16 protein-coding genes and 2 pseudogenes are annotated in these 22,500 nt (G+C 67.6%); 9 read left to right on the top strand and 9 right to left on the bottom strand.

Features of this window, described 5'->3' with window-relative positions; translation table 11 throughout:
* Positions 1 to 121: 121 nt before the first annotated feature.
* Complete coding sequence (gene deoD / locus MANAM107_RS10490) at positions 122 to 844, bottom strand: purine-nucleoside phosphorylase (RefSeq protein WP_179900114.1); 723 nt, start codon at positions 842 to 844, stop codon at positions 122 to 124.
* Positions 845 to 1,187: 343 nt separating this feature from the next.
* Here deoD and MANAM107_RS10495 point away from each other — a divergent pair, with 343 nt between their 5' ends.
* From MANAM107_RS10495 to MANAM107_RS10525, 7 genes are all read left to right on the top strand, one after another.
* Entirely contained in the window at positions 1,188 to 2,777 is a 1,590-nt protein-coding gene (locus MANAM107_RS10495; RefSeq protein WP_223908135.1) for a sodium-dependent transporter, read from the top strand.
* Position 2,778: 1 nt separating this feature from the next.
* Positions 2,779 to 2,961, top strand: coding sequence for a methionine/alanine import family NSS transporter small subunit (locus MANAM107_RS10500; protein WP_179900116.1), 183 nt, complete (start codon positions 2,779 to 2,781; stop codon positions 2,959 to 2,961).
* Between the two features lie 104 nt (positions 2,962 to 3,065).
* Complete coding sequence (locus tag MANAM107_RS10505) at positions 3,066 to 3,962, top strand: HAD hydrolase family protein (RefSeq protein WP_223908136.1); 897 nt, start codon at positions 3,066 to 3,068, stop codon at positions 3,960 to 3,962.
* An 8-nt stretch (positions 3,963 to 3,970) separates the two neighbouring features.
* Entirely contained in the window at positions 3,971 to 5,974 is a 2,004-nt protein-coding gene (locus tag MANAM107_RS10510; protein WP_373314048.1) for a serine/threonine protein phosphatase, read from the top strand.
* 123 nt (positions 5,975 to 6,097) lie between these two features.
* On the top strand, positions 6,098 to 6,823 hold the full coding sequence (locus MANAM107_RS10515) for a vitamin K epoxide reductase family protein (protein ID WP_223908137.1): 726 nt from the start codon (positions 6,098 to 6,100) through the stop codon (positions 6,821 to 6,823).
* 128 nt (positions 6,824 to 6,951) lie between these two features.
* Positions 6,952 to 7,623 carry a metal-dependent transcriptional regulator gene (locus MANAM107_RS10520; protein WP_263421963.1) on the top strand — a complete coding sequence of 224 codons (672 nt, stop codon included), beginning with the start codon at positions 6,952 to 6,954 and terminating at the stop codon, positions 7,621 to 7,623.
* Between the two features lie 135 nt (positions 7,624 to 7,758).
* Positions 7,759 to 8,208, top strand: coding sequence for an HIT family protein (locus MANAM107_RS10525; RefSeq protein WP_223908140.1), 450 nt, complete (start codon positions 7,759 to 7,761; stop codon positions 8,206 to 8,208).
* 47 nt (positions 8,209 to 8,255) lie between these two features.
* Here MANAM107_RS10525 and nhaA read toward each other — a convergent pair whose 3' ends face one another.
* Positions 8,256 to 9,611, bottom strand: a complete 1,356-nt coding sequence (nhaA, locus tag MANAM107_RS10530; RefSeq protein WP_223908142.1) for a Na+/H+ antiporter NhaA — start codon at positions 9,609 to 9,611, stop codon at positions 8,256 to 8,258.
* Between the two features lie 364 nt (positions 9,612 to 9,975).
* Here nhaA and MANAM107_RS10535 point away from each other — a divergent pair, with 364 nt between their 5' ends.
* Both MANAM107_RS10535 and MANAM107_RS10540 read left to right on the top strand, forming a co-directional pair.
* Complete coding sequence (locus tag MANAM107_RS10535; RefSeq protein WP_223908143.1) at positions 9,976 to 12,960, top strand: leucine--tRNA ligase; 2,985 nt, start codon at positions 9,976 to 9,978, stop codon at positions 12,958 to 12,960.
* A gap of 73 nt (positions 12,961 to 13,033) precedes the next feature.
* Positions 13,034 to 13,765 (top strand): hypothetical protein, encoded by a 732-nt coding sequence (locus tag MANAM107_RS10540; protein WP_223908144.1) that lies wholly within the window; start codon positions 13,034 to 13,036, stop codon positions 13,763 to 13,765.
* A gap of 46 nt (positions 13,766 to 13,811) precedes the next feature.
* Here MANAM107_RS10540 and MANAM107_RS10545 read toward each other — a convergent pair.
* The 7 genes and pseudogenes from MANAM107_RS10545 to MANAM107_RS10565 all read right to left on the bottom strand — a co-directional run.
* Positions 13,812 to 14,943: pseudogene (locus MANAM107_RS10545) on the bottom strand (IS110 family RNA-guided transposase); the annotation flags it as partial.
* Between the two features lie 28 nt (positions 14,944 to 14,971).
* Entirely contained in the window at positions 14,972 to 15,469 is a 498-nt protein-coding gene (locus MANAM107_RS13295) for a transposase (RefSeq protein WP_373314049.1), read from the bottom strand.
* An 11-nt stretch (positions 15,470 to 15,480) separates the two neighbouring features.
* Positions 15,481 to 15,912 (bottom strand): annotated as a pseudogene (locus tag MANAM107_RS13300) (transposase).
* A complete protein-coding gene (locus MANAM107_RS13305; RefSeq protein ID WP_373314050.1) occupies positions 15,884 to 16,333 on the bottom strand; it encodes a transposase in 450 nt (149 codons plus the stop codon). Before MANAM107_RS13305 ends, MANAM107_RS13300 begins: the two are co-directional and overlap by 29 nt.
* A gap of 95 nt (positions 16,334 to 16,428) precedes the next feature.
* On the bottom strand, positions 16,429 to 17,688 hold the full coding sequence (locus MANAM107_RS10555; protein WP_223908145.1) for an IS256 family transposase: 1,260 nt from the start codon (positions 17,686 to 17,688) through the stop codon (positions 16,429 to 16,431).
* Between the two features lie 971 nt (positions 17,689 to 18,659).
* Positions 18,660 to 20,189 (bottom strand): ATP-dependent nuclease, encoded by a 1,530-nt coding sequence (locus MANAM107_RS10560; protein ID WP_223908146.1) that lies wholly within the window; start codon positions 20,187 to 20,189, stop codon positions 18,660 to 18,662.
* 57 nt (positions 20,190 to 20,246) lie between these two features.
* Positions 20,247 to 22,328: a helicase HerA-like domain-containing protein gene (locus MANAM107_RS10565; protein WP_223908147.1), complete on the bottom strand. Its 2,082-nt coding sequence runs from the start codon at positions 22,326 to 22,328 to the stop codon at positions 20,247 to 20,249.
* Between the last annotated feature and the right edge of the window lie 172 nt (positions 22,329 to 22,500).

Consider the following 22,500-nt stretch of genomic DNA (forward strand, 5'->3'; position numbering starts at 1 on the left):
TGTCGATGTGCAAGGTGGGGTTGATGCTCCCCTGCCGGTGCTGGGATCACTCCTATTATGTGCCGGAGTATTTCGTTATTCCAGGCAGGTGAGGCAGACCTGCACGAATAGGGCGCAGGCCCTAGCTGTGGGCTGCGGCCACCGCCAGGCGCAGGGCGCCGGTGAAGCGGGTCTCGCGCTCCTGGGCGCTCATGTCCTCGGAGTGGTCCAGCAGGTGGTCCGAGATCGTCAGTACCGCCAGCGCCTGCGCACCGAACTCAGCCGCCACGCCGTACAGGGCCGCGGCCTCCATCTCCACCGCCAGGACGCCGTGAGCGGCCAGGCGCTCGGTCTGGCCCTCGGGGGTGAAGTAGAAGTGGTCGCGGGAGATGATCGGGCCGGCGTGAACAGTCCCGTCCTGTGCCGCCTCGGCACTGCGGGAGGCCTCCCAGGCCGCCTGGGCCAGGTGGAAGTCGGCCACCGCGGAGAAGTTCACCCCCGGGATGCGCAACTGGTTCATGGCCGAGTCCGTGTGGGCGCCGGTGGCGATGACGACGTCGCCCACCTTCACCCGAGGGGCGATGCCGCCTGCCGTGCCCACGCGAATAATGCGCTCGACCCCGAACTGACTGAACAGCTCGGTGGCGTAGATGGTGAAGGAGGGCTGGCCCATGCCCGAGCCCATGACGCTCAGCGGCTTGCCATCCACGGTGCCGGTGAAGCCCAGCATGCCGCGCACATCGGTGACCAGGCGGGCGTCGTCCATGAGCATCTCGGCGATGCGCTGGGCGCGCCTGGGGTCGCCGGGCATGAGGACGGCGGGGGCGAAATCTCCGGGCTCGGCGGCGATATGGGGTGTGGCCATGACGGGTCCTTTCAGGGTTGGCAGATGCGCAGCGGGGATACCCCGGGAAAGGGGGCAGAGCCCGGCGCTCGATGCCGTTAAGTGTGGCACACGCGCCGTTGCGCCCGGTTGGCTCCTGCTGTCCGTGCGCCTCGCCTCACGACCCCGTCTGCGCCGCATACCGGTCCGCATGCTGGACGCCGGGAGACAGATGGAGGTCAGGCGCCTACCGTGCAGTGTTCTATGCACGCGTCGCAGGCGCCCGCATGTGCTGCACCAACCCGCCGCGATGACGCTCGTCCCGGGCCTGTGCGCAGTGCACTGTTCCGTCACGTACCCGAAAGGGTCCACCGAGAAGGTCGATATGGCTTCATCTCCCGCAGCCCCACGGGGCTCACACCCATCCCAGGCGCCAGCGCGCGAGCAGTGGAGCGGCCAGGTCGGATTCCTCCTGGCCGCCGTCGGCTCGGCCATCGGCCTGGGCAATATCTGGCGCTTCCCCGGCGTGGCCTACAGCAACGGCGGCGGGGCCTTCGTGGTGCCCTACATCATCGCACTCATCGGTGTGGGCATCCCCGTGCTCTTCCTGGACTACGCGATGGGCCACCGCTTCCGCGGATCAGCCCCGGCGGCCTTCCGCCGTGTGCACGCCAAGCTCGAGTGGCTGGGCTGGTTCCAGGTCTTCATCTGCTTCATCATCATGACCTACTACGCGGTCGTGGTGGCCTGGGCCCTGCGATACACGATCTTCTCGATCAACACCGCCTGGGGCCAGGACGCCGCAGGCTTCTTCCAGAGCTATATCGGCCTGGGCGAGCTGTCCTCCAGTGGCACGCCCGCCTACTCCTTCACCCCGGTGGCCGGGGTCGTCATCCCGCTCTTCATCGTGTGGGCCTTCGGGATCTTCACCGTCGCCCGGGGCGTGTCCAACGGGGTGGAGAAGGCCAACCGCGTCTTCCTGCCCCTGCTGGTGGTCATGTTCCTGGCCCTCGTGGGCCGCGCGCTGCTGCTCCCGGGCGCCACGGACGGCCTCAACGCCCTGTTCACCCCCAACTGGGAGGCCTTGAGCGACCACCGTGTCTGGATGGCGGCCTTCGGGCAGATCTTCTTCTCCCTGTCCGTGGGCTTCGGCATCATGCTGACCTACGCCTCCTACCTCAAGCGCCGCTCGAACCTCGTGGGCACCGGGACGGTGGCGGCCTTCGCCAACTCCGCCTTCGAGATCCTGGCGGGAATCGGGGTCTTCGCCACCCTGGGCTTCATGGCCCACGCCCAGAACGTGGAGGTCTCCCAGCTGGAGGACATCGCGGGGGTGGGGCTGTCCTTCACCACCTTCCCCACCGTCATCTCCCAGATGCCCGGGGGCCCGATCTTCGGGGTGCTCTTCTTCGCCTCCTTCACCATGGCGGGCCTGACCTCCTTCATCTCCATCATCCAGGTGGTCATCGCCGCGGTCTCCGAGAAGCTCGGACTGCCCACCAGCAGCGCGGTCCTCCTGGCCGGACTGCCCTCGGCGCTGCTGTCCTTCGTCCTGTTCGGCACCTCCTCGGGCCTGTACACCCTGGATGTGGTCGACGCCTTCATCAACAACATCGGCGTCGTCTTCTCCGCCATCGTCATGTGCCTGGCGCTGGGGATCGTCCTGCGCCGCCTGCCGGTCATCGAGCGCCACCTCAACCTGGTCTCGGAGTCCCGGTTGATCGGCCCCTGGTGGCGGGCGGTCATCATGGTCGCGGTCCCGCTGCTGCTGGGCGTCATGCTCGTCCAGACCGTCTCGTCCTATATCACTGAGGGCTACACCCCCGACTACTCCCGGTCCTTCGAGCTGCTCTTCGGGTGGGGCGCGCTGCTCATGGTCGCCATCGCCGCGACGGTGATGAGTGTGATGCGGTGGGCCACGCCGGTCGACGACTTCACCCCGCTGGACCTCGATGCCCTCGAGGAGGTGAAGTGACATGACCGGAGCGGCGATCGCTCTCATGCTCACCGCCGTCGTCATCATCTGGGGCGGCCTGGCGGTCTCGGTGACCGCACTGATCTCCCGGGGGCGCCGGGAGGAGCGCGACGCCCGTGAGCAGGCCTCACGGCTCGCCCACAGCCACCTGCGCGGCACGAGTGCCACGGGCACTGAGGAGTGAGCCGCTGCGGTGGCGCCGCTGTCGCAGCACATCTTCATCACGGATGCCCCTGATCCGCCGGGATGTCCCCGCCGCCTCCCAGGTCGGTGGGAAACAATGCGGCCATGACTGATTCCGCCGCAGCCGATCTGCCCTCCCTCGTCGCCTTCGACCTGGACGACACCCTCGCCCCCTCGAAGACGGCGATGCCGGCCCCCATGGCCCGGGCCCTGTGCGGACTGCTGGAGGTGGTCCCGGTCTGCATCATCTCCGGGGGGCAGATCGGGCAGTTCCGCAACCAGGTGCTCGCCCGCCTGGAGGCCACCCCGGCCCAGCTGGCCGGCCTCCACCTCATGCCCACCTGCGGTACCCGCTACTACGCCTACGAAATGTCCGACCACGGCCAGCAGGTCCCGTCGGGCCGGGCGGATCAGCCGGGCGGGTCTGGCCAGAGCGGCCAGGACCCCTGGCGACTGGTCTACGCCAACGACCTGACCCCCGAGCAGGTGCGTGAGGGATTCGAGGTCGTTGAGGCCGAGGCCCGGAGGCTCGGCCTGTGGGAGGAGCAGACCTGGGGCCCTGCCCTGGAGGACCGGGGCAGCCAGATCACCTTCTCCGCCCTGGGACAGGAGGCGCCCCTGGAGGCCAAGGCCGCCTGGGATCCCAGCGGGGAGAAGAAGAACAGGCTGCGCAGTGCCGTCGCCGCCCGACTGCCCGAGCTGGAGGTGCGTTCAGGGGGCACAACCAGCGTCGATATCACCCTCAAGGGCGTGGACAAGGCCTACGGCATGCGCCGGCTCGCCCAGATCACCGGCATCGCCCTGGAGGACATGCTCTTCATCGGCGACCGCCTCGATCCCGAGGGCAACGACTACCCCGTCAAGGCCCTGGGCGTGCCCTGCTGGGCGGTCACGGGCTGGCAGGACACCGTTGAGCGCGTCACCGGGCTGACCGCCCGGCTGCGCGCCACCGGCCCCGGCGCCCCGAGCGTGCCGGCATCCGCACCGGCCACCATCTCCTGAGGAGGACTGTGCCCGACTCGACGGCCCCAGCGGCCCTCGCTCCCGCCCCACCGCCCCTGTGGCGCAGGGCCACGCACGCGGTCCGTCGCGCATCGGCGGGGGCGGGGCGCACTGTCTGGCTGTGGTGGCGCCGGCGCACCGTGACCTTCCGCAGGACGGTACGGGCCCTGGCGCTGGTGGCAGTGACCTCGATCGTCTCCCTGCTGGTGGGGCTGAGCACCGCCAGCGCCCAAGCGCCCCTGGGGCCCCACGAGGCCACCTGGTCCACCACCCTGGACTCCACCATCACCCTGGACATGGGCCCACTGGGGATCGCCTCCATGGACTCCCCGGCCGGGGTCCTCGGTCTGGAGGTCGTCCCCGGGGAGATCCCCTCCAAGCCGCAGCCCGAGGCCGCCGACGCCCAGAGCGTGGGCCAGGCCCTGTCCTCCGACGTCGCCTCCTACATCGGCGTCGTCAGCCACCCCGAGCTGACCATCCACCGGGGCCTGCACGCCCTGCTCCACGACGCACTGCGCCGCGCGGGCCTCATCGAGTCCCTCATCCTGTGCCTGGTGGCCGCCGGGCGCCTGGCGACCACCGGCAGGCTGCGCGACACGCTGGCGGCCGGCCTCAGGCGCAGGCCGCCGGCGATCATCGCCGGCGCCGCGGCGCTGTGCACGGCCATGGCCCTGCTCGTGCCCGCCGTCAGGTCCGAGGCCCCCCGCGGCACCACCCTGGAGGCCCTGGAGGGCACGCCCCTGGCGCAGGCGCGCTTCTCGGGGCGCATTGCCGACGTCGTGGCCGCCTACGGCCCCCGCGTCACCTCCTTCCTCAAGGACAACCAGGCCTTCTACTCCGCCGCCGAGACCAACCTGCGCGCCGCCTGGAGCGCCGCACAGGACACCGGCGGACTCGTGGACGTCACCGCCGCGCAGGGCAGCGTCGACCGCGAGGACCTCGACCAGCGGGTGAGCGCCGTCTCGGTGCGTCGCCTGGGTCGGCCGGCCCCCGGGCCCGGCCAGCCCACCGATGAGGCCACCGATGAGGCGGCGGAGCAGGCCACGGAGCAGGCCACGGAGCCGGCCCTGGGACAGGCCGATGATGCGGGCCCTGCGGCGTCGGCGGGTCCCTCGGCCGCCGCATCGACGCCCTCGGCCGGGCCGACGAGCAGGCCACCGCAGGCCACCGGTGCCCGGGCGGTGGAGCGGCGGGGCACCACCACCGCGGTGATGTCCACCGACCTGCACTGCAACCTCGACGTCATCACCTTCACCGGGATCCTGGACCGGCTGGCCGGCGCCGACATCCACATGGACGACGGCGACCTGACCATGACCGGCTCGGAGCCCGAGCAGCTGTGCGTCGACGCCCTGAGCCAGGCGGTGCCGGCCTCGGCCGCCAAGGTCGCCACTGTGGGCAACCACGACTCCGACTCCACCGCGCAGCGGCTGCGCTCCCAGGGCTGGACGGTGACCGACGGCACCATCCAGAGTGTCGGCGGCCTGCGCGTCCTGGGGGACGAGGACCCCGACCGCACCATTGCCGCCACCGGGACCTCCAGCCGCCGTGGGCGCAACGCCGCGCAGGTGGGTGCCGGCCTGGCCGCCACCAGCTGCACCGCGCCCACCGACGTCGTCCTCATCCACCAGCCCGCCACCTTCGGGCCCCTGACCTCCCAGGGCTGCGCGCCCCTGCTCCTGGCCGGGCACGTCCACGCCGAGCGGGGCATGAGCACCCTCCAGTCGCCGCACGGGCCGGTCTCCACCCTCATCTCGGGCGCCGGCAAGGGCGGTACCTCCCTGGGCTCGGTCACCGAGGACGCCTACCTCCACGTGCTGTCCTTCGACCGCGACGGCTCCCTGGTGGCCTGGCGCGCCGTGGTCCTGCACCCCGACGCCTCGGTCACCGTCGGTGCCTGGCAGCCGGTCCCCCCGCCCCAGACCCCGGACGAGGCCGAGCGGGCGAATCAGGAGGCCGGCACCGCCCCCACCGATGAGGCGGTGGAGCCCGATGAGACCACGGCCCCCTGAGAAGCAGCGGGGCCGGGGGAGTGGGAGCCGTCCCCGTCTCACGGAGCCGACGGCGGGGCACCATTGCCCGCCCATGGGGCACAATGGCACCGCGCCCATCCGGGGACAAGGAGACACTGGAAGATGACACAGGTGCCCACCGAGGCCGATATCGACGCCATGAGCCAGGAGGAGCTCGACGCCTACCTCAGTCGCGCCGTCGAGCGCGACAGTGCGCTGCTGGCCCAGGTGCGCCGCGAGGACCAGGGCCCGGGCTGGCTGCGGCGCAGCGGCGCCCCCCGCTCCTACGCCTGGACCCTCATCATCTGCGCTGCGGCGGGCATCTATGCCTCCTGGCACCTCCTGACCGCCCAGATCCAGCTGTTGAAGAACCCCCTGGCCGACCTCACCTGCGACGTCAACCCCCTGGTCGCCTGCGGGGACAGCCTCAACGCCTGGCAGGGCAATCTGCTGGGCGTTCCCAATTCCCTCATCGGAGCCATGGCCTTCGCCGTCCTGGCCTGCCTCGGCGCCCTACTGGCCAGCGGCCTGCGCCTGCCGCGCTGGGCCTGGTGGGGGCTGAGCGCCGGGAGCCTGGGGGGTGTGGCCTTCATCGCCTGGTTCCTGTGGGTCTCCGTGGTCGCCTTCGGCAAGCTGTGCCCCTACTGCATGGTCATCTGGGCGGCCACCATCCCCGTGGCCGCCACCACCTGGTGCTGGGCCGCCCTGGGCGGGCACCTGGGCCTGGGGGCCGAGCGTGCCGCCGACCTGGTGCGGATGCGCTGGTGGATCACCGGCGCCATGTACCTGGCCGTCATCCTCGTCATCGTGGTCGCCTTCTGGGACCAGTGGCTGGCCCTCCTGCGGTAAGACAGCGCAGAACCGTGACCAGCGCATCATCCGGCCCGGCCTCGAGGACCTCCTCCAGGCCCGCCCAGCGCCGCGCCCAGCGGCCCGGCCCCGCCGTCGACTCCACCGTCACCCAGGACTACCTCAAGGTGGTGTGGGCCGCCTGCGAGTGGGGCGGGACCGGCGCCTCGATCACCGGGCTGGCTCGGCGCATGGAGGTCGCGCCCTCCACCGCCTCGGAGAATGTGACCCGCCTGGTGGAGGAGGGGCTGGTCGCCCACGAGCCCTACAAGGCCGTCACCCTCACGCCGGAGGGCAGGCGGCGGGCGATGGCCATCGTGCGCCGGCACAGGCTGCTGGAGACCTACCTGGTGACCCGACTGGGCTTCGAGTGGGATGAGGTCCATGAGGAGGCCGAGGAGCTGGAGCACGCCGTGTCCGACCGGCTGCTGGCGCGCCTGGATGCCGTTCTGGGCCACCCCACCCGCGACCCCCACGGCGACCCCATCCCCACCGAGGATGGCGACCTGGACATCCCCGAGCTCGTGCGCATCGAGACCCTGGAGACGGGTGCTGAGGGGATAGTGGGGCGGATCAAGGACGACTCCCACACCCTGCGCCGACTCACCCGTGCGGGCATCAGCCTGGACACCCGGGTGCGCGTCCTGAGGCGGGTGGAGGACCCCTGCGGCGGCTGGGCGAGCATTGTGCGGGCGGTGAGCGGCCGGCCCGAGCACGCCGCAGGCCCGGACGGTGATGCGGGAGCCTTAGGGGCGACCGAGGCCACCGTTCCCGACGGCTCCCTGTGGGTCCTGTCCTGAGCCGCACGTCTTCAGCGCCCTGAGGGCCGGCCGCCGCTGTGGGAACCGCATGATCCCGGGGCCGGGCTCCTCGGAGCGCCCGGTGGCCCCGCTGAGGATGTGCAGCGCGCACCGGGCACCGCGCACAATGGGGCCATGAGCACGCTCTTCACCAAGATCATCAACGGCGAGATCCCCGGCCGCTTCGTGTGGGCCGATGAGGTGGTCGTCGCCTTCGCCACTATCGAGCCCCACACCGCCGGCCATGTCCTGGTGGTGCCCCGGATCGAGGTCGACTCCTACGTCGATGCCCCCGACGAGGTGGTGGCGCATATGGCGGTGGTCGCCAAGCGCATCGGCGCCACCCAGGTGCGGGTCTTCGGCGCCTCCCGGGCCGGGCTGGTGGTCGCCGGCTACGGCGTGGACCACCTCCACCTCCACGTCCTGCCGATCCGCTCCGAGGCTGACCTGTCCTTCTCCTCGGCCCGCGCAGACGTCACCGGCGAGGAGCTCGACGAGGCCATGGAGCGGCTGCGGGCCGGCCTGCGCCAGGACGGCTGGGGGCAGTACGTTCCCGCCTCCATAGGCTCGGCGCACACCTCCTGAGCGCCGGCGCCCGGCGGTGCCTCTCAGTGCTCGTTCCAGAGCTCGGGTCAGTGCTCGTGGTGGGGGCGCATGACATGGCCGCGGGTCGAGGGCCGTCCGCGCCGTGGCTGGCGCACCCGGTGCTGGAGCAGCCCGGCACCCAGGATGGCTGAGATGAGCGTGCCCAGGATGACCGCCGCCCGGGCGTGATCGGTGGTCGGGCCCTCGCCGAAGGCCAGGCCGGCGATGAGCAGGGAGACGGTGAAGCCGATCCCCGCGATCGCCGAGAGGGCCAGCACGTCGGCGCTGTCCACGCCGTGGCCCAGGTGCAGGCGGGTCAGGCGGGTCAGGACCACCACCGAGCCCCAGATCCCCAGGATCTTGCCCACGGGGAGTCCCAGGTAGACGCCCATGGACACCGGGTCGGTCAGCACCTCGCCCAGGCCCCCGCCGTCGATGATGTTGACCCCGGCGGCGAACAGGGCGAAGACCGGCAGGGCCAGGCCGGCGCTCCAGGGGTGGACCAGGTGGGCCAGGCGCGCCGTCATCCCCTGGGGCTCGCGGCGCGTGGGCTTGGCGGGGACCGTCATCCCCAGCAGCACCCCGGCGATCGTGGCGTGCACGCCCGAGGAGTGCATGAGCCACCAGGCCACCACGCCCAGGGGGATGAGCAGGTACCAGTGGGTGATGCCCCTGCGCACCAGCAGGCCGAAGACCACCACCACCGCCAGGGCCCCGAGCAGCGCCAGGGGGCTGAAGCCGTGGGAGTAGAACACGGCGATGACGATGATGGCCAGAAGGTCGTCCACCACCGCCAGGGTCAGCAGGAAGGTGCGGGCCGCCGGGGGCATGCCGCGCCCGAAGATCGAGAGCACCGCCATGGCGAAGGCGATGTCCGTGGCGGTGGGCACTGCCCAGCCGGTCAGCTCCCCGCTGCCCGAGGCCAGTTGGATCCCGACGTAGACCACGGCGGGCCCCACCATGCCGAAGACGGCCGCCAGCATCGGCAGCGCCGCCTCCCGCAGATCGCGCAGGGAGCCGACGACGAACTCCTGCTTGAGCTCCAGGCCCACCACGAAGAAGAAGATGGCCAGCAACCCATCGGCCGCCCAGGCCGAGACCGTCAGGTCCAGGTGCAGGGCGTGGGGGCCGATCACCGTGGAGGAGACCGCCGCGTAGGACTCCCGCCACGGGGAGTTCGCCCACAGGAGCGCCACCGCCGCGGCCGCCACCATGAGCAGCCCGGAGAAGACCTCGGACTCCAGGCGGTGGGCGATGCGGCCGGGCAGGTCGCGCAGGCGCAGGGGCGGTCGGTGGGGGCGGGGCTGACGGCCCGGGGAATGACCTGGCGAATGGCTCGGGGAGTGGTGCGCAGGGCTGTGGGCGTGGTCGGGCCTGCGGGCGCCGTTCGCGGATCGGGTCATGCCTACCTCTCCTCAGGGCCGAGCCCAACACGGGCTCACCGGGCTGGTCGTCGCAGTCAGCCTCCCGCCGGGCAGCCGCCTGGGTCACCGGAATAAGAACAGCCCTCAGACTAACTGATGCCCGCGAGCCCATCCCGCGCAGCAGCCCGGCGGAGCCGGTGCGGACCGGCTCCGCACCGCCGTCGTCGGGACAGGGCCGGTGCCGACGTGACCGGGCTCGCCCGCCCACGCGCCGGACAGCCCTGGGGGCCCGCCGTGCCGGGCGATAGGCTGTGCACCTGCACGACCGGCTCCCGTCCTCGATCAGGCTGGGGCGGCGTCGCCCCGCATCCACGCCACGAGCACGGAAGAGAGCATCTCCGCCATGACGGACACCACTTCCCAGGGGTCATCCCAGGGCACCGCCGAGGCAACCCCCTACCGCTACACCGCGGCACTGGCCGACTCCATCGAGACGGCCTGGCAGGACCGCTGGGAGGCCGAGGGGACCTTCCGCGCCGACAACCCCGTGGGCGACCTGGCCGGACCGGGCGCGCAGCAGGAGAAGTTCTTCCTGCTGGACATGTTCCCCTACCCCTCGGGCAAGGGCCTGCACGTGGGCCACCCGCTGGGCTACATCGCCACCGACGTCGTGGCCCGCTTCACCCGCATGACCGGCAGGAATGTGCTGTACACGATGGGCTACGACGCCTTCGGCCTGCCCGCCGAGCAGTACGCGGTCACCACCGGCCAGCACCCGCGCATCTCCACCGAGGCCAATATCGCCAATATGCGCCGGCAGCTGCGCCGCCTGGGCCTGAGCCACGACCCCCGCCGCTCCCTGGCCACCATCGACGTGGACTACGTGCGCTGGACCCAGTGGATCTTCCTGCAGATCTTCAACTCCTGGTTCGACCCCACCGCCCCGCGCCGGGACGGGCGGGGCCTGGGGGCGGCCCGGCCCGTGAGCGAGTTGCGCGAGAAGCTGGCCAGCGGCGAGGTGGCCGTGCCCGACGGGCGCCAGTGGGAGAGCCTGAGCGCAAGTGAGCAGGCCGGGGTCATCGACTCCTTCCGCCTGGCCTACGTCTCCTCGGCGCCGGTGAACTGGTGCCCGGGCCTGGGAACCGTGCTGGCCAATGAGGAGGTCACCGCCGAGGGCCGCTCCGAGCGCGGCAACTACCCGGTCTTCAAGCGCCACCTGCGCCAGTGGATGATGCGCATCACCGCCTACGGCGACCGCCTGGCCGAGGACCTGGACACGGTGGACTGGCCTGAGAAGGTCAAGCTCATGCAGCGCAACTGGATCGGCCGGTCCGAGGGCGCACAGGTGGCCTTCGCCGTGCCGGGGGCGGGCGAGGACGCCGCCCTGGAGGTCTACACCACCCGGCCGGACACGCTCTTCGGCGCCACCTTCATGGCGGTGGCCCCCGAGCACCCCATCCTGGGGGGCATCGACTCCTCGGCCTCGGTGCGCTCGGAGGACGAGATCGCCGCCGATGCTGGCGCCCTGAGGGTGCCGGCCGCCTGGCCGCAGGGCACCCGGGAGTCCTGGACCGGCGGGTACGCCACCCCGGCGCAGGCGGTGGCCGCCTACCGCGCCCGGGCCGCGGCCACCACCGAGGCCGACCGGACCGATGAGGGGCGGGTCAAGACCGGTGTGTTCACCGGCCTGTTCGGCATCAACCCGGTCAACGGCGAGCAGATCCCCATCTTCGTGGCCGACTACGTGCTCATGGGGTACGGAACCGGGGCCGTCATGGCCGTTCCCGCCCACGATGAGCGCGATCACGCCTTCGCCACCGCCTACGGCGTCGACATGGTCCAGACCATCGGGCCGCTTGAGGATCCCGACGGCGTCGACCTGTCGCAGGGGGCCTACACGGGCGACGGCGTTGTGGTCAACTCCGCCCGGGGCGACCTGGACATCAACGGCATGGGCAAGGAGGAGGCCAAGGCCGCCATGATCGACTGGCTGGAGGCCAGGGGTGCGGGCCGCCGGGCGGTGACCTACCGCCTGCGCGACTGGCTCTTCTCCCGCCAGCGCTACTGGGGCGAGCCCTTCCCGATCGTGTGGGACGAGGAGGGCGGCGTCCACGCCCTGCCCGAGTCGATGCTGCCCGTGGAGCTGCCCGAGGTCACCGACTACTCGCCGCGCTCCTACGATCCTGAGGACGCCGAGTCCTCCCCGGAGCCGCCGCTGGGCAAGGCCACCGACTGGGTGGAGGTCGAGCTGGACCTGGGCGATGGCCTGCGCACCTACCGGCGCGAGACCAACACGATGCCCCAGTGGGCCGGCTCGTGCTGGTACGAGATGCGCTACGCCGACCCCACCAATGAGGACGCGCTCATCGATCCGGCCAATGAGGCCTACTGGATGGGGCCCCGGCCCGAGGCCGGCAACACCTCGGGCGGCACGGACCTGTACGTCGGGGGAGTGGAGCATGCGGTCCTGCACCTGCTGTACTCCCGCTTCTGGCACAAGGTGCTCTTCGACCTGGGCGTGGTCAGCTCCTCGGAGCCCTACCACCGCCTGTTCAACCAGGGCTACGTGCAGGCCTACGCCTACACCGATGCCCGCGGCCAGTACGTGCCCGCCGAGGAGGTCGTGGAGGAGACGGGGGAGGGCGGCGAGCCGGTCTTCACCTGGCAGGGCCAGCCGGTGCGCCGCGAGTACGGCAAGATGGGCAAGTCCCTGAAGAACATCGTCACCCCCGACGAGATGTACGAGGCCTACGGGGCCGACACCTTCCGCGTCTACGAGATGTCCATGGGCCCCCTGGACGTGGACCGCCCCTGGGAGACCCGGGCCGTGGTGGGGGCGCAGCGCTTCCTCCAGCGCCTGTGGCGCAATGCCGTCAGCGAGGAGACCGGTGAGGTCACCGTCGTCGACGAGGCGGCCGACGACGCCACCAGGCGCCTGGTGGCCCGCACGATCGTGGGGGTGCGCGAGGACTATGAGGGGATGCGCCTGAACACGGCCATCGCCAAGCTCATCGTGCTCAACAACCACCTCACCGGTCTGGAGGCGGTGCCCCGTGAGGCGATGGAGGCCCTGGTGCTCATGACGGCGCCGGTGGCCCCCCATATCGCCGAGGAGCTGTGGAGCAGGCTGGGCCATGCGGGCTCCCTGGCCCGCGAGCCCTTCCCCGAGGTGGCCGACGAGTCGCTGCTGCGCGCCGAGGAGGTCACCTGCGTGGTCCAGGTCAAGGGCAAGGTGCGCGACCGCCTTCAGGTGGACCCGGATATCAGCGCCGAGGAGCTGGAGCGACTGGCCCTGGCCGCCCCGGGCGTGGTGCGGACCCTGGAGGGCCGGGGCGTGCGCAAGGTGATCGTGCGGGCCCCGAAGCTGGTGAGCATCGTTCCGGAGTAGGGAGATGAAACAGACTCCAAGATTGGTTAGTTTGCTAAAAAAGAGGCGAACCTAAGAAGAAGTTGCGATGTTCATGAAGGTCAAGAATTGGATTAAAGATGGATCGCTCCAGGCGGGTTTAATTCCAGTATATTCAGCAGTGCTTGCCTTCCTTCTTTCTCTAGCTTTAGACTGGATATTCGGTCGATCTGATCCCTGGTTGGCAGTCGCTTGCGTAGTATCAGTCTTCGTTGTGTATATTCTTACTTCGCTTACAGTCCACGCGCGCTATGTGGCTCCGGTGGAGCGCGCTTCAAGGCGCATAGATGAACGAGTTGATTTATTTTTAAGAAAGGCGGATTTTGGGGGATTCGAATGGATTGTGGATAATGCTTATCTTAAGGCGGTCGAAGCTGGCGAATCGGTGGAGGAAGTGTGGATTGTTTCCGTGGATCTCGCTGGAGATCTTGAGCGTGGAGATTTCGTAGACGTTGTTCGAAGAAATATTCAACGCGGGGTTAAATATGTGTACTTTATTCCTGATAATAGAGTCAGGTTTTCGAAGGTCGCAGCCCTTAAGGATGTCTATAAAAGTAACCCTCTTATAAAGGTGCAGTCTCTTAATGGGGATTTCTTTTTTCTTGTCAAGGATCTTGATTTTATCATCTATAACCCCACAGGTAGTTCTCGGTCTGGGTTTATGGGACTTCCGGTGGATGATGGGCGTGGTCGATGGACGGCAAGGATATCTGACAGCCTTATGGATGTTCTGGTGGGTAAACTTAATGAGTTTCTTGAAAATGGTGGGTCGAGCGTGAAGTGGTGATATGGGGTTGGCGATAAAGAAAAGGGGGGTGCCCCTATGCGGTGTGTCAAGCGGCGGTTGCTAGTGGCTGTGCTGGTTGGGGGTTGTAGAGGGTGCCGTCTCTGAGCATTGCGTAGAGGGTGAGGATGCGGCGGTGGGCCAGGGCGAGGATGGCTTGGCCCAAGGCGTTTGCCCTGGGCGATCTTGCGGTCGTAGTAGGCGCGACTGATGGGGTCGGATCTCAGGGAGGCGAAGGCGGAGCCGAACATGGCTCGCTTGAGTCTCTTGTTGCCGCCGTGGGAGACGTGCTCGCCGCGGATCGAGGAGCCCGACCTCTTGGTCACGGGTGTCAGACCGGCGTAGGAGGCCAGGTGCGCACCGGTGTCGAAGGTGCGCCCGAGGGTCTCAGCGATGAACACTGCGGCGGTCCTGACCCCGATCCCGGGCACGGGTGGTCAGGACCTCGTAAAGAGGGTGGGCCTCCACCAGGGCCTCGACCTGGGTGGCGATGTCACGGCGCTGGGCGTGCAGGGCGATGAGCTGGCGCGCCAGGTGGGGCAGGACGACGCCAGCGGCGTCGGTCCCCGCGACGGTGAGGGTCTGCTTGGTCAGGGCGCCCATGATCTCCTGCGTCCATGAGGCATGGCGACGAGCCCCGTGAGTCTTGAGCTTGGTGTCAATCCTTGTCTTACCCGCCCGCTTGAGCTTGGCTGGAGTGGGCCAGGAGGCGATCACCTCCAGAACGGCGTCGTGCTCGAGCCGGGGGCCCAGGACGGCCTGGAGTACGGGGTGGATCTGGGTGCACACGGGCCCCGGATACGGTTGGCGGTCTGGTTGACCTGGCGGGCCAGGTCCAGGTCAAAGCCGGTGAGCATGCTCAGCGCTGCTGCATCCTGGTCACTGGCATTGATGGCTCTCAGGGTGTGGGGCATGGTCCGGGCGGCCTGGGCGATCACCTGAGCATCACGGGCGTCGGTCTTGGCCTGTCCTGGGGTCAGGTCGGCGATGCGCCTCATGGACAGGCCCGGCAGGTAGCCCACAGTGATGCCCATGTCCTGAGCCACTGCCACGGCCAGGGCCCCGATGGTGGCGGGCTGGTCGACCACCACCAGGAGGCTTCCGTGGTCCTCCAGCTTCTTGTAGAGGGCTCGTAGACCGGCCTCGTCGTTGGGCAGAGCCTTGTCGAAGACCTTCGAGCCTGTCAAGTTTTCTGTGTAAGCGGGTGGGTTAGAGGTAGGGGTTGATGCGGTCGGGGTAGGCGGTGGTGAGTTGGGCCAGGGCCTGCTTCCAGTTGGTGGTGGTCTGGCCTTCGATGAGGTGGCCCTTGGCACGCCTGTCGGGGGCGCGTTTGCCGGTCTCCTTGGCTCGTTCGTAGGCGCGGTTGTCCTCGATGTCGCAGATGGTCAGCCACAGCAGCTTGGTGGCGGCTTCGTCGGAAGGGAAGTGGCCTCGGTTCTTGGTGACCTTGCGCCGCTGGTAGTTCAGCGACTCGATACTATTAGTGGTGTAGATCACTCGTCGCAGGGCCGGGGGGAAAGCCAGGAAAGGGGTGAACCGTTCCCAAGCCCGCTCCCAGGTCGCCGCGGTCTGGGGGTACTTACCGCCCAGGTCGCTGGAGGCGAAGTCCTCCAGGGCCTGCCAGGCGGCCTCCTGATTGGGGGCGGTGTAGACCGGCTTGAGGGCCGCGGCGACCTTCCTGCGATCGGCGTAGGACACAAAGCGCATGGAGGCCCTGATCAGGTGGTACCCGCGCAGGTCTGGACCACTGAGTCGGGCCAGGTCGCTTCGATGGCCTCGGGCAAGCCTGTTAGCCCATCACAGCATACGATCAGCACGTCAGACACGCCCCGGTTGGCCAGATCGGCGCATACGTGGGCCCAGAAGGAAGCTCCCTCGTCGGCCCGGGGCCCAGATGCTTAAGGCACATGCTTGATGCCCTCCATATCCACGCCGATGGCGATATGAGCGGCACGATTGGCCACCCGATTGCCCTGGCGGATCTTGATCCTGATGGCATCCAGGTAGACCACCGGGTAGAAGGCCTCCAGCGGGCGCTGCTGCCAGTCCATGACCGCCCCAGCGCACCGCGTCAGTGATCCTGGGGTGATCGTCGCACTGGACAGGTCCACCCCCAGCGTCTTACGCAGGTGATGGGAGATGTCGCGCACTTCTCAATCCCCCCGGGCGTACCAGGCCTGGTGATTCACACGCATCCAACCCGTCCATCGGGCGCTGGCCCTTGCGCACCAGGCGCGGGGTAAAGCTCCCCGCCCGGTCCCGGGGGACCTCGATCTCGAAGGACCCCACCTCCGAATCGATGGTCTTAGTGGTGGTGCCATTGCGGGCGTTACCCCTGGCCTCGGTGGTGGGCTCGCCCTTGGCATAGCCCAGGTGGTCACCTGGCTCGGCGCGCAGCCCGGCCTCCAAGGACTCCTTGAGCAGTGCGGGCAGCAGCCCGTCCTGACCAGTCAGAGGCGTCGAGCCCTCACGGATCTGGGCCAACAGCCCATCAAGAGCACCACAGTCCCGAAGCTCAGCAGCCACCTGAGCACCAGAAGCAGGAACAGTCTTGTCATCCATCACAGTCATCAGTGTGCCAGTCCTTCCAAGAGGGCTTACACAGAACAGTTAACACGCCCAGACCTTCCGCCCGTGGTCAAGTCTTTTTGTGTGGTGTAAGTGTTCTATCGGGTGATGGTGGTCGCTGTGGGTTGGTCGGTGGTCAGGGTGGTGGCGAGTTGGTTCATTGAGGTCTGGGAGAGGTAGCGGCGTTCGGCGTAGCGCCATTCCTCGTGCTGCTCGAGCAGGATGGCGCCGATGAGGCGGGTGGCGCTGTCTCGATCGGGGAAGACCTGGACGACGTCGGCGCGGCGCTTGATCTCGCGGTTGAGGCGCTCGATGGGGTTGTTGGACCAGATCTTCTGCCAGTGCTCGCGGGGCATGGCGGCGAAGGCGGTCAGGTCGCTCTGGGCGTCGGTGAGCATCTGGGCGACCTGGGGGAAGGACTCGCTCAGGGAGTCAACGACCTTGCTGTACTGCGCTGCCACGGCCTGGGGGGTGGTTTGGGCGTAGACGGTGGAGATCAGGGCGTTGACCGGCTTGGAGTGGGCTGAGCCCACGGTGTGGGTGACGTTGCGGGCGAAGTGCACGCGGCACCGCTGCCAGGCCGCGCCCGGCAGGATCGCCTTGACCGCGGCCCTCAGGCCGGCGTGGGCGTCACTGGTGACCAGTGCGACCCCCAGCGGGTCGGTTGGGCTGGAGATCCTCAATCCCCGCTGGCGCAGGGAGCGCAGGAAACCGGTCCAGAAGTCGGTGGTCTCGGCGTCCCCGAGGGCCATGCCCAGGATCTCGCGGTTACCGGACCCGGACACGCCGGTAGCCACCACCATGGCCTGGGAGACGACCCGGCGCCCGATGCGCACGTCCAGGTAGGTGGCGTCCAGGAACAGGTAGGGGAACCAGTCGTGGTCCAGCGGGCGTGAGATGAACTCCCCGACGGCCTCGTCGAGCTCCTTGCAGATCCGCGAGACCGTCGAGCGGGAGATCCCCGACTCGCAGCCCAGGGCCCGCACCAGGTCGTCGACCTTGCGGGTGGAGACCCCCTCGACCCAGGCGGTGGCGATCACCGCGTACAGGGCCTTGTCGACCCGCCTGCGAGGGTTGAGCAGCGAGGGGTAGAAGGACCCGGTGCGCAGCTTGGGGATGGCCAGCTCAATGCTTCCGGCAGTGGTGTCCAAGGTCTTGGCGCGCTTGCCGTTACGCCTGTTGGTGCGCTGCTCGGTGCGCTCATAGGGCGCCGCGCCGATCACGGCGGCGGCCTCGGCGTCCACCAGGTCCTGCAGGCCGGCCTGCAGCATCCGGCGGAACACCTCGTCATGGGCCAGGCCGGGGTCGTCCAGGACTTCCCGGATCAGCACGGACACGGCAGACTGGTTCTTGGGCATCGTGGGGACACTCCTTGTGAATCTTGGTCGACGAACACGGACCCCACGATGCCCACCCCAGCACCCCCGGCTGGCCAAGCCCCGCAGGAATTACCACCACACTACGAGACGCACCCCCGCCCGTCCCGGGTCAGTGCTGTCGCCCAGTGCTCGTTGCCGACGCCCGGTGCCGACGAAGACCTCAATATCCTCGATGTCCATGCGCCCTACAACGCCTCTCGTGCTCGTGACACGGCCAGCGCGTGAGCAGACGGTTCCGCACCCACGCCTGCGAAAGACCTCGCCGCACAACGGCGGGTCGTTCCCCTGATCAGCGGTCACCCTCTGCCCGCCACCACCGGTGACAACACCCCCCGGATCATTGGGTAGACAGGGGCAAGACATCATGCCGGAGGCGGCTGGCCCGGCCCCGGACCACCCAGGACCACCAACAAGGTAACGGGCGTGGGTAGGGGCATGCGGGGCCTGGGGGCACAGTGGTGTGTATGAACAACATCTACTTGCTCCGGTCAGGCCCCGCACGGGTGTCCTATCGTGCCACGCTTGATGTGCCTGTTTTTTCCACTGCCCGTACCATCAGCGCCTGGCTGGCTGCCCACCGCAATGCCCATGACATCCGGCCTGGCCAGCGGACGGCGACTAGCTGGGTCCAAGTGGTGCTGGCGGGGCGCTAGCTCATCGAGGCCACCGACATGCCGGTCTACCTCGCCGATCCCCACGGCCCGGCAATCAGGCTCCAACGAGAACACAGGTGGACTGATCCGCCAGGACCTGCCCAAAGGCCCCCCCCATCCCCAGTACCAGCTCTACCCCACCACCATCGCTGAAGAACTCAATGAACGCCCCCGAGCCACCCCGGACTAGCCCCCCGCCAAGCCCTCGAACGCCTCCTCGCTGCTCCCACCCCTTGACACTAGGCACAAGAAGTGATGAGAATAAACAATGAGAGTGGTTTAGGGTGAAGCTATATTTCACTCCCTAATTCCTTGAGACACGAGGCAGGGGAGTGCTCCTTCCCACATTCGTTCCACTTTTTCCGGGAAACTATCGCACCAAATCGTTATAAATGCTCTTTCAACGGTGTCGGTTGGTAGGAAGTCTAAATCTTCTGCTATCTGTGCGAATAGCAGGTGAGGGTCTCGGCATGTGGACCGACGCGTCTCTATTGATTTCTTTACCTGAGTTTGCGAGTCTGTGTCTAGTGTCAATCGTTGCGTAAGTTTCCCGAGAATCTGAGTTAGTTTAGCGTAAACATCCTCGAATATCTCGACTTCCGGATGGGAATCGCCGGGACAAAACACAGTCGAGGTAAACTTCAAATCACCTGCTTTTATTTCTTTTGTAGAGAATTTCGAGTTGTTTTTCATGTCGCCATCTAGTAGTGCAATTGCAGGAAAGGATGAAGTTGGATTACTGTTGTGGTAGGCGACATGCTGATATGCAGAGTCAGCTCCACTCATGTGATGAATTTCTATGGAGGATCTTTTCACACCTTGCGATTTCAGTTTTCGTAAAGTTATATCCGCTAGAACAGCACCAAAACTGTCTTCTGTGAAAACTGCTGCCTGACACTCTACTTCTCCTGTCAGAGTGCGGAGAGCTTCGATGTCAAGTTTCCCTTGCTTTACCTTCCCGTCGTAACATGACCAAACTGCATCGTCTGGAAGTGCCTCTAGTGCTGCATTGGAATGCGTCGTGAAAACGACTTGGGTTGACTTTCTCTTAGCGACATCTATTAGATATTCAACTAATCTCCTCACCGCTAACGGATGGAGGCCATTTTCGATCTCCTCGATCAACATCAAACACCCATCCTGTGCTTCCTCGATTTCTGATACGATTCTAATTATACTTGCTTCCCCGGCTCCGAAATGAAATTCAGAGTACCCTACACTCGAGGTTGACTCGTCGCGCATGGCAAAGATTTTCGTCTTAGTTTTATCTGCGCTGATACTTAGGTAGTTGTCCGCATTCTTTCCCAAGATTTTCTGAACCGCATCGACAATTGCTTGCGAAAAAGTGTGCTCTTCAGATCCCTTGAAGTTGTTTCCAATGAATGGGTTTAGGTTCTTTCGTTCTGTTGCAGGAAGTGTCCTATCGATGCCAATTACTAGTACTGAACGGGTTAATGCGTCTCGATTCCATTTTGCCTGACGGAAACTTGCGGTTCGAGTTATCGACGTTCCAGACTTCATGTTTTCGCTAAGCGCGGTATACTCTATTTTCCAATTTTGCATGGAGTCATCGTAGCGCCCGCTTTTTGCAAAAAAACGTCTAGGTGACACGGACTTATAAAGCAAGCCAGCCGCTCCAAGAACTGTGGTTTTTCCTGACCCGTTGGGGCCAATCAGAGCGGTAACTGGAAAATCAAAGGTAATCTCAGTATCACTGAACCCTCGAATTTTAACAAGACGCATTGACTTTAGGTATTCTGCATATTTATTTCTGCGAACTCTTTCTGAGAGGTCGTTGATCTGAGATGGGCGAATTTCTGATTTCATCGTGTTCCTTTTCCTTTGCGTTGCTTCTAGCGTGTCGCCTTGTTTCGATTCTGGACGTTACCGCCGTCGCAGGGTGCCGAAGATGGAGCGGGTGATCTCCCGGGTGATCTGGCGGCCCACCGAGCCGATGGTCCTCTCGATCTCCCGGTTGCGGCGCTGGGCGGCGCGCTCGGCCTCCCGCTGACGGCGCTCGGCCTCCTTAGCGGCCTCGCGCTCCAGCCGCTCAGCCTCCTTCTGGCGCTGAGCCGCCTCCTTCTCCGCAGCCTTCTGGGCGGCGGCCTCGGCCTTGGCCGCCTCCTTGGCGGCCTCCTCCGCGGCGCGCGCCTCCTCGGCGGCCTGGGCATCGGCCGCCACGCGGCTGGCCAGCAGCTCGTAGGCGGACTCGTTGTCCACCGTCGTCGCGTACTTCGAGGCCAGGGCCGAGGAGGACAGCACCTGGGCCACGGTGGCCTCCTGGGCCGGGCCCATGACGGCGGCGGGGGCGTTGACGACCACGGGGGCCACGGGCGCGGGTCGGCCCTTCTCATCCAGGACACTGACCACCGCCTGGCCCGTGCCCAGGCTGGTGAGCACCTGGCTGAGGTTCAGGGGGCTGGTGGGGAAGGTGGAGACTGCCTTCTTCAGGTTCGCCGCATCGGCCGGGGTGTGGGCGCGCAGGGCGTGCTGGATCCGCGAGCCCAGCTGGGCCAGGACCTCGTCGGGCACATCCGTGGGGGACTGGGTGATGAAGACGATGCCCACCCCCTTGGAGCGGATGAGGCGCACGGTGCGCACCACTGCCTCCAGGAAGGCCTTGGTGGCGCCGGAGAAGAGGAGGTGGGCCTCGTCGAAGAAGAACACCATCGTGGGCTTGTCCGGATCGCCCACCTCGGGCAGGGTCTCGAAGAGCTCGGCCAGCAGCCACATGAGGAAGGTGGAGAACAGCGTGCCCTGGGACTGGATGTCGGCCAGCTCCAGGGCGGAGATGAGGCCGCGCCCGTCGGGGGCGGTGCGCATGAGGTCGCGCACGTCCAGGGCGGGCTCGCCGAAGAAGGCGTCCCCGCCGGCCGCCTCCAGGGCGGCGATCTGGCGCAGGATGACCCCGGCCGTGGCCGCCGAGACCCCTCCGATGGTCTTGAGCTCGGCCTTGCCGGCATCCGTGTTCGTCAGGTAGTCCACGACGGCGCGCAGGTCCTTGAGGTCCAGTAGCGCCAGGCCCTGGGCGTCGGCCCAGTGGAAGACGAGTTGGAGGGCGGAGGCCTGCGTGTCGTTGAGGTCCAGGACCCGCGAGAGCAGGATCGGCCCGAACTCGGTGACCGTGGTGCGGATCGGGGTGCCCTTGACCGCCCCGTCCTGGGCGCCGCCGCCCAGGGTGAACAGCTCCAGGGGGAAGGACTGGGGAGCCCACTGCTGGCCGGTGGCGGCCGTGCGGGCGGTGAGCCTGTCACTGGTGGTGCCCGGTTCGGCCAGGCCCGTGAGGTCTCCCTTGATGTCGGACAGGAAGACCGGGACACCCGCAGCGCTCAGCCCCTCCGCCAGCAGCTGGAGGGTGCGGGTCTTACCGGTTCCTGTGGCGCCCGCCACCAGGGCGTGGCGGTTGAGCAGCCCCAGGGGGATGCCGACCGACAGGCCGGCCACGGGTGCGGGCTCGCCCTCGGCCTGGGTGTCGAGGTAGGTGCCCACCGGCAGGGTCGGGGCGGAGAAGGAGTAGCCGTCGCGGACCTGGGCGGCGTAGCTCGATGGCGCTGGCTCGTGCGAGGGCGCGGCACCTTCCGATGGCGCTGTGGACTCTGCTGGAGCGGCCGCAGGGGGCTCCGACGGCGTCGCGGCTGGCCGGGCGGCGGCCTCGGCGCCTGGGGCCTCGACCGCAGGGTGCTCAGCGGGCTGCTGCGCCTCCTCGGCGGGCTCCTGCTCAGCGGGCGGCGGGCTGCCCGCTACGGCTTGCGCTGCGGCCTCGCCCGCCTCAGAGGCGCGCTCGGCCGCACCGGCGCCGTCGTCGGCATCGGCGGTTTGGTCGTCGGATGGGGCATCGGGCGTGGCCCCGGAGGCGATCGCGGCGTCGAGGGCGGCTTGGGCGGCGGCTGCCTTGGCTGCGGCGGCCTCAGCGGCGGCCTGCGCGGCCTCGGCCTTGAGGCGTGCGATATCAGCGGAGTCGGTCATGATGCCATCGTAAACGCTCACTGTGACATCGGGGCCGACTCCCGGGCGGCCGTGCACCCCGACTGCCTGAGCGACGGCGTGGGGGCGGGGTTGTCCACAGGTGTGGTGGTTGGGGTGGCGTGGGGCCGGTGGTGTGGTTACAGTCGTGTGATCAGTACTGGTCAGTGTGGAC

The organism is Actinomyces capricornis, from assembly GCF_019974135.1.
Lineage (GTDB): Bacteria > Actinomycetota > Actinomycetes > Actinomycetales > Actinomycetaceae > Actinomyces > Actinomyces capricornis.